Raw genomic sequence first — 13655 nt, 5'->3', positions numbered from 1 at the left:
ACCCCTTAAAATTTCTGTACGAACACGCAAACAGCGTGTGCGGCTCCGTTCCATGCAGTAAATGATTCCGCATGTTCTGATGGCCCAAAAGGAGGAATAACCCCCCATTCCCCCGCAGGTAAACACATTTCACACTCTTGGCCGGTAGCGTTAATCACCACCAGCCAGCGCTCAGATAACCGGATTTGCAGCTGTTTTTGACAACCTTGCTCCCAAGCTGCATCACTCAGTACTTGCCCCTGACCATCCAACCATTGCACATTGCCATCACCTTCCCGCCACCATTTATCTTTTATCAGGGCCGGAATTTGCTGACGCAACCGAATTAGTTCAGCGGTAAATGTTATTAACAAATTATCTGCACTGCCCCAATCGAGCCAGGTAAGAATGTTGTTCTGACAATACGCATTATTATTACCTTGCTGACTATGACCATGCTCGTCACCGGCCAGTAACATCGGCGTTCCCTGCGAAAGTAATAAGGTGGTCAATAACGCCCGCTGGCAGGCTTTACGCCGCTGCCAGGTGGCCTCATCTACGACTAACCCCTCACACCCAAAATTAGTGCTGATATTGTTATCACTGCCATCGCGATTATCTTCTCCATTGATTTGATTGTGTTTTTGGTTAAAACACAATAAATCCAATAAAGTAAAACCATCATGGGCGGTAATTTGATTAATACTGGCGGAGGGCTGACGATCCCGTTGTTCGAACAACGCACTGGAGCCGGCAAAATGCTGGGCGAATTGCCCCAGAGGTAAATCATCCCGTAGCCAGAAACGGCGCATCGCGTCACGATACTGATCATTCCATTCGCTAAAACCGGGGGGGAATTGACCCAGTTGATAGCCACCCAGCCCGATATCCCAAGGCTCTGCAATCAGCTTGCAGCGGCTGAGGCGCTCATCAGCTTCCAGTGCGGCAAAGAAAGGCGCATGTTGATCAAAAGCCGGAGTGCGGCCCAAAATAGTCCCTAAGTCAAAACGGAAGCCATCAACATGGCAGCTATCGAGCCAATGATGGAGGCAGTCAATGACCCACTGCATGACATAAGGCTGACTCAAGCGCAGTGCATTGCCGCAGCCTGTCATGTTGTCGTATTCGCCTTCGGCATTAAGCCAATAGTAGCTGGCGTTATCGATACCACGCTGACACAGCGTTGGGCCAAAAATATCCAGTTCCGCCGTATGGTTAAACACCACGTCCAGAATCACTTCAATACCGGCTTTGTGCAGCGCTTTCACCGCATCACGCAGCTCCTTTAGCGGTGACACGCCCTCACGGCCTGAAGCGTAATCAGGATCAACCGCATAAGGGGCCAACACGTTGTAGCCCCAGTAATTACTCAGCCCCATTCTCTGTAGGCGAGGTTCATCGACGTGGAATTGCACCGGCAGCAGCTCCAGCGTGGTAATGCCCAACTTTTTCAAATACTTAATCATGACCGGATGCGCCAGAGCGGCATAGGTACCACGCAGATCAGCCGGAATATCAGGATGCAATTGGGTGAGGCCACGCACATGAGCTTCATAGATAACCGTATTGCCCCAAGGAATGTTTGGCGAGCTATCCCCCTGCCAGTCATATTCTTCATGGACGACAATGCATTTCGGCACGGCGGCTGCGCTATCACGCTCATCAGGCTGATTAACCCCTCCGTTTAATCGCGGATCATCGCCCACCTTGTGGTCCAGCGCATAAGCGCAAGGGTCTATCAATAACTTATTGGGGTTAAACAGATGACCTTGTTGTGGTTCAAAAGGGCCGCTAACCCGATAACCATAGCGCTGGCCCGGCTTACCGCCGGGCAGATAGCCATGCCAGATATCGCCACTACGGGCAGGTAACGGAATACGCAGCTCTTGGTTATTATCATCAAACAGGCACAGTTCGACCTGTTCTGCATTGGCCGAAAATAGTGTGAAATTTATCCCAGCCCCGTCAAAACAGGCACCCATAGGTTGCGGGGAACCACGAGTCAACATCGTCATCCCGCCTCTCCCACAACAAATTCCTCCCGCAATAAATAGATAGTCGCGAGCGGTGGCAGTGTTAGCAGCAATGAGTGGCTGTGATTATGGCTACCAACATGATGACTATAAATTCCGCCTTGGTTACCCAGATTGCTACCGCGATAAAACTCGGAGTCAGAATTCAGTACTTCGCGATAATGGCCACTTTGCGGAATGCCTACGCGGTAGTTATAACGTGGCACTGGCGTGAAATTACTGATAGCAATCAGCTCGTTGCCGTTAGCATCACGGCGCAGGAAGGCAAAAACCGAGTTCTCATGGTCATCGACCACCAGCCATTCAAAACCGGCAGGCTGGTAATCCAATTCATATAACGGCGCATGTTGTTGATAACAATGGTTAAGGTCACGAACTAACCGCTGAACACCGGTATGCCAGCCATTCTCATCATCCAGCAGATGCCAATCGAGGCTGGTATCGAAATTCCATTCGCGCCCTTGGGCAAATTCACAGCCCATAAACAACAGTTTTTTACCCGGATGCGCCCACATAAATGCGTAATAGGCGCGCAAATTGGCGAATTTCTGCCACGCATCGCCCGGCATCCGATCAAGAACTGACCGTTTGCCATGAACCACTTCATCGTGGGAAATCGGTAGGATAAAGTTCTCGGTATAGGCGTACAACATACCGAAAGTCATCAAATTATGGTGGTATTTGCGGTGAACCGGATCACACTGCATATAGTTCAGCGTGTCATGCATCCAGCCCATATTCCATTTGTAGTTAAAACCTAACCCACCCGCATCCGGTGGCAATGTTACACCGGGGAAGTCGGTGGACTCCTCCGCCATCGTCACACCACCAGGGCGCTCAACGCCAATGGTATGGTTGGTATAACGTAGAAAAGCGATCGCTTCCAGATTCTCCCGCCCACCGTAATAATTAGGCACCCACTGCCCTTCGGCACGGCTGTAATCACGATAAATCATTGAAGCCACCGCATCGATGCGCAATGCGTCGATACCAAAACGCTCCAGCCAGTAAAAAGCATTACCCGCCAGATAGTTACGAACTTCATTACGACCATAGTTATAAATCAGGGTATTCCAGTCCTGATGATAACCTTCGCGCGGATCGGCATATTCATATAACGAGGTACCATCAAATTGCGATAACCCGTGCTCGTCGTTGGGGAGTGGCCGGGCACCCAATCAAGGATAACGTTAATCCCCGCCTCATGAAATTTGGCAACGAAATCTTTAAAATCCTGCGGCGTACCAAAACGGCGGGTTGGCGCATAAAGGCCAAGTGGCTGATAACCCCAACTGCCATCGAATGGATGCTCGTTAATCGGCAACAGTTCGATATGGGTAAAACCCATATATTTGACGTAATCGACCAATTGTTCTGCTAACTCGCCATAACTTAGCCAAAAGTTATTATCCGTGTGGCGACGCCACGAGCCGAGATGGACTTCATAGATGGAGATCGGTGAGCGCAGGTCATTGGCTTTTTGTCGGGCTGGGGTATTCTGCACCACTTCCGGCAGCGGGCTGACCAAAGAAGCCGTTTCTGGGCGCATCTGAGCTTCGAACGCATAAGGGTCAGCCTTCAGCCGCACCTGGCCATTGCTGTCAATCATCTCAAATTTATAGAGTTGCCCCGCTTGCACCCCTGGTAAAAATAACTCCCAAATACCATTTTCACGCCGCCGCCGCATCGGATGGCGGCGACCATCCCAAAAGTTAAACTCACCAACCACTGAGACTCGCTGAGCATTCGGCGCCCAAACAGCAAAACTGACACCCGGCACATCATCAAGCGCCATTAAATGCGCGCCTAAGCGTTCATAAGGGCGCAAATGAGTCCCTTCGGCTAATAACCAGCTATCAATATCTTGCAATAATGTGCCGAAACGGTAGGGATCGTCGATGATTTGGGTGCTTTCTTGCCAGCTAACAGCAAATTGATAACGAAACGGTTTTTTACGGCGCGGAAGCTTGGCAATAAAGAAGCCACGCGGGTCTTCGCTGGTGAGCTGCGCGACATTACGCCCGGAGTCGGTGTCTACCAACCACACTTCTTTAGCATCCGGCAGTAAAGCACATACCTGTAACCCCTGCGCAGTTTGATGCATCCCCAAAATGGAAAAGGGATCGGCATAATGGCCGGAAATAATCTGATGAATCACCTTACGATCGGGAAGTAATGGCATGGTATTCTTCCTATGATTAATGGCATGATTTTTGAGCCAAATTCTGAATACATACACCAGAACCGACCTTTTCATCATGCAATCCATTTAGCGTTTAAAGCGTGACTAAGGTCAATGATTAACCAATTAACTGATTTCATGCCCTAATACACTTTTTCTGACAATAAAGCTCTGTCAGCAAATTTTGCTTACCCAAGCGATAAGCATAGTCAATGGATGCTAAAAATTGCTTTACTGCTAATGAAATTTTTTTCACGTAAAACGATGAGAGAAATATAAAAAATAAGTAACTCACCTGATGTTTACCCACATCAGGCCTTTTTTCCCTTAAAAAGGGTTTCCATCATAATTTTCTGCGCACAAATAGGGCTACAATAGCGGCAATAATAAGCATTTGTGGTTACCAACATGGGCGTAAGCCAGTTTGAACTGATTTTTTCTTTGCTACAGCAGATGTGTGTGTATTTGGTCATTGCCTATCTGTTAAGTAAAACACCGCTTTTTATCCCGTTAATGCAGGTCACCATCCGGTTACCGCACAAACTGGTGTGCTATCTCACGTTTTCCATGTTTTGCATCATGGGCACCTATTTTGGTCTGCATATTGAAGACTCCATCGCCAATACCCGTGCTATCGGGGCAGTATTAGGAGGCGTGCTGGGAGGGCCATCGGTCGGTTTTCTGGTCGGATTGACGGGGGGGTTGCACCGCTATTCAATGGGCGGGATGACCGCCACCGCTTGTATGCTGTCTACCGTCGCTGAAGGGCTGCTAGGGGGCTTCCTGCACAGCTATTTGATACGTAAAAACCGCCTTGACTTGCTCTTCCAACCGCTGGTGGTTGCAGGCATTACGCTGGTCGCTGAAGTTCTGCAAATGCTGATTATTCTGGCAGTCGCTCGCCCGTGGCACGAGGCCGTCGAATTGGTAGGGAATATTGCCCTGCCGATGATGATCACCAATACTATCGGTGCCGCCATGTTTATGCGCATCTTATTGGATAGACGCGCTATTTTCGAGAAATACACCACAGCATTCTCAGCCAAAGCCTTACAGATTGCAGCACGGTCAGAGGGGCTGTTACGGCATGGTTTTGACCAACAAAACAGTATGCGGGTGGCGCGTATTTTGTATGAGGAATTGGGGGTTGGCGCAGTGGCAATTACCGATCGCGAAAAGTTGCTGGCGTTCATCGGCACCGGCTCTGACCACCACTTGGTCGGCGGCACGATCACCTCAGACCATACTCATCGGGCCATTGAACTGAACCAAGTCGTTTACGCCGATGGCAATGCCGTGCCTTATACCTGTTCCATTTCTCCGACCTGCAAACTCGGCTCAACACTGGTTATTCCCCTGCGTGGCGAAGAGCACCGAGTGATTGGCAGCATCAAGCTGTATGAGCCGAAAAGTAAGCTATTCTCCAGCATCAACCGCACATTAGGGGAAGGGATTGCCCACTTGCTGTCAGCCCAGATACTGGCCGGTGAGTTCGAACAGCAAAAGCAAATGCTGGCACAATCTGAAATCAAACTGCTCCATGCTCAGGTGAACCCACACTTCCTGTTTAATGCGCTCAATACTCTGTCGGTAGTGATCCGCCGCAATCCTGATCATGCCCGTAAGTTAGTGCTTTCTCTGTCGACATTTTTCCGCAAAAATCTCAAGCGCAGCCACGATGTAGTCACGCTAAGCGATGAAATTGAGCATGTGAATGCGTATCTAGAAATAGAAAAAGCGCGCTTTGCTGATCGCCTGTCAGTGGCGATCTCATTACCCGATGAATTAATGGATGCACGTTTACCGGCATTTTCTCTGCAACCGGTTGTCGAAAATGCCATTAAGCACGGTACGTCGCAGATGTTCAGCGGTGGGCGTATTACGCTGCGCGGCCAGTTGGATGGCAACACACTGAGACTGGAAGTAGAGGACAACGCCGGTTTATACCAGCCTCGGCCCAACGGCGATGGGCTGGGGATGAACCTTGTGGATCGACGCATTAAAGTGCGCTATGGCAAAGAATATGGCGTAACAGTGCTAAGTGAGGCTGAGCAATTCACCAGGATTATCATCAAGCTGCCGTTTATCACTGCGAATGACAGTTAAGACGGGTTGCTATCAGTTTCACCATGTTCAGCACCGTTGCCGAACGCTCATGGCGACGCCAGGCCATCGTAATTCTGGTTTTTAGTAGGTTATCGTCAATGTCATGATATGTGACATTATTCGCCTGAAGTGTCGCCAGTGAGCGGGGAACAAGCGTGAAACCAAACCCGGCAGAAACCATCGCGATTGCTGAAACCATCTGCGGTGATTGCTGCCCCAGAGTGGGCTGGAAGCCCGCACGGTAGCAGGCTCCAATAATGGTATCAAACAATCCGGGGGCAACTTCGCGTGGGAAAGTAATCAGCTTCTCATGCTGTAACACGTTCAAATTGATTTTTGGGCAGCCATGTAACGGGTGGCTCTGCGGTAGCACCAGCAGCATATCTTCCTCCTCCAACACCGCGCAGGTAAATTCATTACTGGCATCACACGGCTGACGGATAAAGGCCACATCAATATGCTCATTATGCAAATCATTCATTAATATTGGCATTGTCTCTTCACTGGGCGATAACACCACCTCAGGGTATTTCTCCCTATAAACATGGAGAAGCTGCAAAACGATCAACTGAAAAGCGGTAGAGCTGGCAAAACCGACCCGCAGTTTACCCGTTTCTCCACGTGCAATACTTTTGGCTCGCTCAATCGCTTCATCCGTTAACTTCAGTATATGACAAGCATCTGCATAGAAGATTTGCCCCGCCTCAGTCAGTTCAACTCCACGCGCTAATCGCCGTAGCAACGGCGTACCTATCTCTCGCTCCAGTTTTTGAATTTGTTGGCTCAGCGGAGGCTGGGAAATACCCAGCATTTCAGCCGCCCGGGTAAAGTGCCGGGTGGATGCAACAGCGACAAAATAACGTAGATAGCGTAATTCCATATATTTTTGATATCAAAAGAGTGGGGTTTCTATATTGGTACTTAAGTTCTTTCAGCGTCAATCTTTAGATAAGCATAACTTATGTTATTTAAAGACGGAGAAGAACATGATTAGACCAATGGTATCAGCGTGCTCATGCGTTCAGGATGTTACTGACAGCTTCACTGCCTACAAAACCATGCATTCAGAGTGTGTTATTTATCAAACATCACTTATGAGCGCACTCATAGGTGGCGTTTATGAAGGTAATATCACCATGAGCGAGTTGCTTAAATACGGTAATTTTGGATTAGGAACATTTAATAATCTTGATGGCGAACTGGTTGCATTCAATAGTAAAATTTATCAATTGCGATCCGATGGTAGCGCCCGCATGGCACGGCCAGAACAAAAGACGCCTTTTGCGGTAATGACCTTTTTCCAACCGACAGAAGAACGGCGCTTCGAACATAAAATGAGCCGCAAGCAGCTCCACGATGTCATCGACGACGTTGCCAAAACGGATAACCTGTTTTGCGCCTTACGCATCAACGGAAAATTCAGCCATGTTGATACCCGCACCGTCCCTTGCCAACAGCGCCCCTACAAACCCATGTTGGAGGCCATCGCCGAGCAACCTACGTTTGCATTTAAGCATCAAAGTGGCGTGATCATCGGTTTCCGCAGCCCCAACTATACCCAAGGTATTAATGTTGCCGGTTACCATGAACATTTTATTACCGATGACCGCAGCGGCGGTGGCCATGTACTGGATTATCAATTGGAAAACGGCGTACTCACATTTGGTACTGTCGCAAAATTGGTTATCGATTTGCCGCAGGCACCAGATTTTCTTCACGCCAACCTCTCGCCCGATAATCTTAATAACGCCATTCGCACCGTAGAGAGTTAACCCCAGCACACAGCCGCTATCAGTGATAGAGAGGACAAAACATCATGACGAATAAACCGAATATTCTGGCGTGGAAATGCGGAGCCGATCTGGTTGTTAATCATTTAGAGCAGCAGGGGGTGAAGCAGGTTTTCGGCATTCCTGGCGCTAAAATCGACCGGGTATTTGATTCTCTGGAAGACTCCAGTATCAACACCATCGTGGTGCGCCACGAAGCCAATGCAGCCTTTATGGCCGGGGCCATTGGTCGTTTGACCGGTAAAGCCGGAGTCGCGTTAGTCACATCAGGGCCGGGTTGTGCCAACTTAGTGACCGGGCTGGCAACCGCCACCTCCGAAGGCGATCCGGTAGTGGCATTAGGTGGCGCGGTAAAAAGGGCCGATAGCCTGAAAATCACTCATCAAAGTATGGATACCGTCAGTATTTTCCGCCCGGTGACCAAATTCAGTGCAGAAGTCACAGCATCAGCAGCACTTTCGGAAGTGTTAGGCAATGCATTCAGAACCGCTGAGTTTGGCCGGCCGGGAGCCGCATTTGTCAGCTTGCCACAAGATATTCTCAATGAACCCGTCACCAGTCATGCACTGATTCATCAACCCTGCCCCCATAATGGTAGCGCCCCGCTGAATGAAATCATTGCGGTGACAAAGCTGATTGAACAGGCTAAAAATCCTATTTTATTGCTTGGATTGATGGCGAGCCAGCCAGCAAATGCAGAGGCCATACGCCGTTTCCTGCACCACAGTAAAATACCGGTTACCAGCACCTATCAGGCGGCGGGGGTGGTCGATCAGGCACATTTTGACCATTTCGCCGGAAGAGTGGGTTTATTTAATAATCAGGCAGGCGATAAACTGCTACAACAAGCTGATTTGATTATAACTATCGGTTACAGCCCAGTGGAATATGATCCTGCACTGTGGAATAACGGCCAAACCACGCTGATACATATTGATATTTTACCCGCCGAAATAGAGGCCGCCTACCAACCAGAAAAAGAGCTACTAGGCGATATTGCCGCCACTCTGGATGCATTGGATCAGCGGATAAATGGCCCACTAATATTGACTCCACAAACGCAGGAGATATTGAACGATCGTTGCCGCCAACGGCGGGATTTGGCTAATCGGGCAGAACAGATGAGTGGCTTTGCTATCCACCCTTTGCGTCTGGTTCGAGCGATGCAAGATATCGTCAACAGCGACGTGACATTATGTGTTGATATGGGGAGTTTTCATATCTGGATTGCTCGTTACCTTTACAGCTTCCGTGCGCGACAGATTCTTATGTCGAACGGCCAGCAGACAATGGGCGTAGCACTGCCGTGGGCCATTGCCGCTGCGTTGGTGAATCCACACCAGAAGGTAGTATCCGTATCAGGTGATGGGGGCTTTATGCAATCCAGCATGGAGTTAGAAACCGCTGTGCGCCTGAAAAGCAATCTGCTGCATATTATTTGGGTCGATAACGGTTACAACATGGTGGAAATTCAGGAGCAGAAAAAATATAAACGCCCATCAGGTGTCAGCTTTGGCCCCATTGATTTCAAAATGTATGCCGAATCCTTTGGTGCTAAAGGTTTTGCCGTCGAATCAGCCGATGAGCTAACCCGTAAATTGCATCAAGCGATGGATGTATCAGGCCCAGCAGTGATTGCTATCCCAGTGAATTACTCAGATAACCATCGTTTGATGGAAGAGCTTAATATCAGTCAGTTGTTATAGTCGGCCCCATTGGCAACCCGATTTAGACCGACGTCCTTCTGATAAATGAATGTAATATTTATATAATGCATCACCACAGATTGATGATGTATTATATATAAATACACGAATTTAAATAATGATAATCTTTGTTGTAAATAGACTCAAATCCATTGAAATATAATAACTTTCCGTCGTTCATCCTGGGGAATTGAACCTCGGTAACGATTTAATTACATGATGCGCACCATCATAAGTTTCGCCTCCGACAAAGTGACCAAGTGTGGCTTCCCCTTATCTTATTTAAATAACCGCCTCAATATTGAGTCGTTTAATTAATAACCACTCATATACCTGTAAATTAATTTATCGGGATGAAACACACACTAATAATATACAGTTTAAAAAGACAAACCTTCCTAGTATAATCCGCCGTTGGCTAATTACATTATTTCAACTCAGTGTAATTATGCGGTCAGTTGACGCAATGGTTGAAGGCCGGTGGGCAATAATTACCCTGGTAATAGCTAATGCAGCAATACTGGCATTGATATAGGTTTCGTTGGCCAAATCTAAGTGACTGGTCGCTTCATCCATAAACAGAATACCGGGTCGGCGATATAGAGCACGAGCAATTAATAATCGCTGCTTTTGCCCTCCAGATAAACTGCCCCCTAACTCACCAAGCAACGTTTCATACCCCATTGGCATTTTCATTATATCATCATGAATATTGCAATGACGGGCACAGCCCATTACCCACTCCATATCTAAAGACAGCTCAAAACTGGCAATATTCTCAGCGATAGAACCAGCGAACAGTTTGTCATCTTGTAAAATGCAGGCAATGCATTCTCGGTAATTATTAATACCAATCGCGTGGATATCCAGCCCATTGGCTAATAAGCGCCCCGAACTCGGTTCCAATAATCCGCTCATTAATTTCATCAACGTTGTTTTTCCCACTCCAGATGGCCCTATAATAGCAACACTTTCCCCTGGTTTAATTTCAATATTAAGTGCATTAATAATAGCCTTAGATAGGCTGTCATACTGATAAGACAGATTACAGACCGAAAAGGCTACCGGCGCGTTGGGAGGAAATAATTGCCGGGTCGGCATTTCCTTTTCCGGCTCAGACAAAACAATATCTGCCACTCGCTCATTATGTAGGCTGAGCATACGTAATTGCAGCACCATATCAATCAGGCTACTGGCACGCACTGAGAATTGACCACGATAAGCATTGAATGCGACAAACATCCCCAGAGTCATCTGATTATCAATAACCCATGATGCCCCTAACCATAGAATAATGATCTGATCGCAAGCGGCGATAAAAGTATTCACGCCCCCGAATAACATATCTAATCGAGTAATGCGAATACCTGCGTTAGTAGTATCAATATTCAGGTTCAACCAGAATTGGGAACGCGTTTTTAACAATCCCAGCGCTTTCAGGGTGCCAATGCCATAGAGCGTTTCCATAAAATGTGAACTGGCTTTAGCGCCCTTAACCAGTAATGCTTCAGATGCTTGCCGGTAGTGATTATAAGTAATCAGACGCATGATGATATAAATAGTAGTAAACCCCAGCACCACCCAGACCAGCCAACCACCATATAACAACATCATGCCGAGTAAGCCGATAGACATAATGCAGTCGATAATCGAGCTAACAATACTGGTAGTAAAAGTAGTACGGATTGTATCCAGCGAGCCAAAACGTGACTGGATATCACCCAATTTACGTTTTTCAAAATAGGCTAACGGGAGCTTCATAAGATGGTCGAACATACCGGCCTTCCACTGCACATCTATCAGTGAATCCATCACGATAGTTATCCACGAGCGCAGCATCGCGACAGCAGTTCGAAATATAATGAAGAACAGCAATCCAGTACAAATAAGCGCTAATAAATGATGATCGCTGGCTTGAATCACATGGTCTAAAACCAGTTGGGTACCTACAGGCATTAGCAAACTCACTGCTTCAATAACCAGTGAGAGACAAAATATTTTGGTTAAAGCACCTTTTAATCCACTTATATTGGATAATAAACGACGTAACTGTAACCGGCTTTGTTGAGTTGAAGAGGTAAAATCGCTGGCAGGCCATAGTTCCAGCGCAATGCCGGTAAAATGCTGTGATAACTCATGCAAACTAATAACTCTACGTCCAAAGGCGGGATCGTGAATAATGATGCCATTTCGTCTTACCGCGATGAGTACGACAAAATGATTGAGATCCCAATGCAGGATACACGGCGTTTTAAGTGCGAAAAGTTCATCGATATCCAGCGATAAAGCGCGGGATTTAAATTTGAGTGAACTAGCTACATCCATTAATGTATTAAGCGTTGCACCGCGAACTGAAATACCAAACTGCTGACGTAAATTGAATAAATCAATATTCAGTCCAAAATAGTGAAACACCATCGCTAAACTTGCCAACCCACACTCGGATGATTCAGTTTGTAAAATCTGTGGCACTTTTCTCCGCCATGCTAAATTTAACTTACTCATAATAGATGAGAAGACAATGTCATTCATGGATAGGCCCCATCAGGCTTTTTTTCATGTCATAGAAAGGGGAGAACATCCATTGATAGAGGGGACGTTTTTCAAGGAAAAGAGTCGATTGTGCTTTCATTCCCCCAGTAAGGCGTAATGTTTTTTCTTGATAGTGGAACTGGGTTTGATCCAGAACTACCAACATTTTATAGTAAGATTCTGCGCTTAAATTTGAGTGATAACGTGGCGTGCTATTGTAACTGGCCATCTCCTGAGTAGAGGCTGGCACAGAAGAAACAGTTTCAATGCGGCCAGGGAACTGACCAAACTTCTCGAAAGGAAAAGCCTCGTAACGCACATTTACAGAATTACCTACAGTTATATAAGGTATGGCTCCATTAGGCAGCCAAAGTACCAAGTAATACTGAGGTTCAGTACCTGGAATCAATTGTGCCAGGCTGTCCCCTATATTAACCATTTGCCCAGTTGTTACACTAAGTGATTCTATTCGGCCATCGACTGGCGCATTAATAACTAAGGTCCCTGTGGCATCAGTTTCGGCTAGTTGCCTTCGTAGGTCACCATATTGCAATTCATATTGTGAAATCTGATTATCGAAATCAGCTGCACGGGTAACAATCTCACTTTCCAGATTAGCTATTTGTAGTGCTTCCTGCATATTTTGGCCATATAGATTATGGGCGGCACTTTGTTGCTGATAGTAAGAATAGGTTTGATTATTGACTTGTTCTTGGGTAATAAGCCCCTGCCGTAGATATTCTCTATAATCATTCGCCATTCTACGCATAGACTCAACATTATCTTGACTATTTTTTACTAATTGAGAGGATTTTTCATAAGCTATCTCATACTTTATTTTTCTGTCTTGAATGTTACTCAAGGTGGCGAGTTTGTTCCCTTGTAGCTTTTTAATAATGTTCTTAACCTGTACCAACTGACGCTCAATGGCGTGCTGGTTATTCTTACTCACCACACCGGAATCAGTCACTTTACTTACATCTATTTGATAAAGTGCTTGTCCTCTGACCACCTCATCACCCACACTCACCAAACTTTGAGTAATAAAACCTTGGTGAGAAGAAAAAATATTAATTGGACGAGGAAGTGTTGTGATTTCACCATAAACATTCACTCTCCGAGTATAATTACCAAAAATAATAAAAGTCAGAAAAATAATAATAATTACTGATACTCCTGATGCGATGACCCAAACTGGAAGACCAGAAATAAGTAGTACCTTCCCTGTCCACTTTGCTTTCTGGTAATCAAAGGCTTCCTGCCTGAACATATATTATCCTGTTATATTTCACTAACTATCGCGTAAAGCCATTAATAAATACATGTC

The 13655-nt window shown here is 46.7% G+C and carries 7 protein-coding genes and 1 pseudogene; 3 read left to right on the top strand and 5 right to left on the bottom strand.

Annotation, left to right across the window (positions count from 1 at the left end; translation table 11 throughout):
* Positions 1–5 precede the first annotated feature (5 nt).
* Both glgX and glgB read right to left on the bottom strand, forming a co-directional pair.
* Entirely contained in the window at positions 6–1994 is a 1989-nt protein-coding gene (glgX, locus tag YALDO0001_RS02780; RefSeq protein ID WP_042839316.1) for a glycogen debranching protein GlgX, read from the bottom strand.
* Positions 1991–4194 (bottom strand): annotated as a pseudogene (gene glgB, locus YALDO0001_RS02775) (1,4-alpha-glucan branching protein GlgB). The gene glgX and the pseudogene glgB overlap by 4 nt, the downstream one beginning before the upstream one ends.
* 408 nt (positions 4195–4602) lie before the next feature.
* On the opposite strand from glgB, the gene YALDO0001_RS02770 reads away from it, so the two are divergent.
* On the top strand, positions 4603–6300 hold the full coding sequence (locus YALDO0001_RS02770) for a sensor histidine kinase (RefSeq protein ID WP_004699653.1): 1698 nt from the start codon (positions 4603–4605) through the stop codon (positions 6298–6300).
* On the opposite strand, the gene YALDO0001_RS02765 is transcribed toward YALDO0001_RS02770, so the two are convergent.
* The gene (locus YALDO0001_RS02765) at positions 6281–7180 is read right to left on the bottom strand and encodes a LysR family transcriptional regulator (protein WP_042839315.1); all 900 of its coding nucleotides are present in this window, start codon (positions 7178–7180) and stop codon (positions 6281–6283) included. The genes YALDO0001_RS02770 and YALDO0001_RS02765 overlap by 20 nt on opposite strands.
* 106 nt (positions 7181–7286) lie before the next feature.
* Here YALDO0001_RS02765 and budA point away from each other — a divergent pair, with 106 nt between their 5' ends.
* Both budA and alsS read left to right on the top strand, forming a co-directional pair.
* Complete coding sequence (budA, locus tag YALDO0001_RS02760; protein ID WP_042839314.1) at positions 7287–8072, top strand: acetolactate decarboxylase; 786 nt, start codon at positions 7287–7289, stop codon at positions 8070–8072.
* 44 nt (positions 8073–8116) lie between these two features.
* A complete protein-coding gene (gene alsS, locus YALDO0001_RS02755; protein ID WP_004699648.1) occupies positions 8117–9796 on the top strand; it encodes an acetolactate synthase AlsS in 1680 nt (559 codons plus the stop codon).
* A gap of 432 nt (positions 9797–10228) precedes the next feature.
* Here the strand turns inward: alsS and YALDO0001_RS02750 are convergent, their stop codons facing one another.
* Positions 10229–12328 carry a peptidase domain-containing ABC transporter gene (locus YALDO0001_RS02750; protein WP_042839313.1) on the bottom strand — a complete coding sequence of 700 codons (2100 nt, stop codon included), beginning with the start codon at positions 12326–12328 and terminating at the stop codon, positions 10229–10231.
* A complete protein-coding gene (locus YALDO0001_RS02745) occupies positions 12321–13598 on the bottom strand; it encodes an HlyD family secretion protein (protein WP_042839312.1) in 1278 nt (425 codons plus the stop codon). Before YALDO0001_RS02745 ends, YALDO0001_RS02750 begins: the two co-directional genes overlap by 8 nt.
* Positions 13599–13655 lie beyond the last annotated feature (57 nt).

Source organism: Yersinia aldovae ATCC 35236 (genome assembly GCF_000173735.1).
Lineage (GTDB): Bacteria > Pseudomonadota > Gammaproteobacteria > Enterobacterales > Enterobacteriaceae > Yersinia > Yersinia aldovae.
This window is presented reverse-complemented; position numbering and strand designations above follow the sequence as displayed.

Excerpts from the sequence above, each read along its gene's own strand:
- YALDO0001_RS02765 (WP_042839315.1), bottom strand. The coding sequence starts at position 7,180 with ATGGAATTACGCTATCTACGTTATTTTGTCGCTGTTGCATCCACCCGG.
- YALDO0001_RS02745 (WP_042839312.1), bottom strand. The coding sequence starts at position 13,598 with ATGTTCAGGCAGGAAGCCTTTGATTACCAGAAAGCAAAGTGGACAGGG.
- YALDO0001_RS02770 (WP_004699653.1), top strand. The coding sequence starts at position 4,603 with ATGGGCGTAAGCCAGTTTGAACTGATTTTTTCTTTGCTACAGCAGATG.
- YALDO0001_RS02750 (WP_042839313.1), bottom strand. The coding sequence starts at position 12,328 with ATGAATGACATTGTCTTCTCATCTATTATGAGTAAGTTAAATTTAGCA.
- alsS (WP_004699648.1), top strand. The coding sequence starts at position 8,117 with ATGACGAATAAACCGAATATTCTGGCGTGGAAATGCGGAGCCGATCTG.
- budA (WP_042839314.1), top strand. The coding sequence starts at position 7,287 with ATGATTAGACCAATGGTATCAGCGTGCTCATGCGTTCAGGATGTTACT.
- glgX (WP_042839316.1), bottom strand. The coding sequence starts at position 1,994 with ATGACGATGTTGACTCGTGGTTCCCCGCAACCTATGGGTGCCTGTTTT.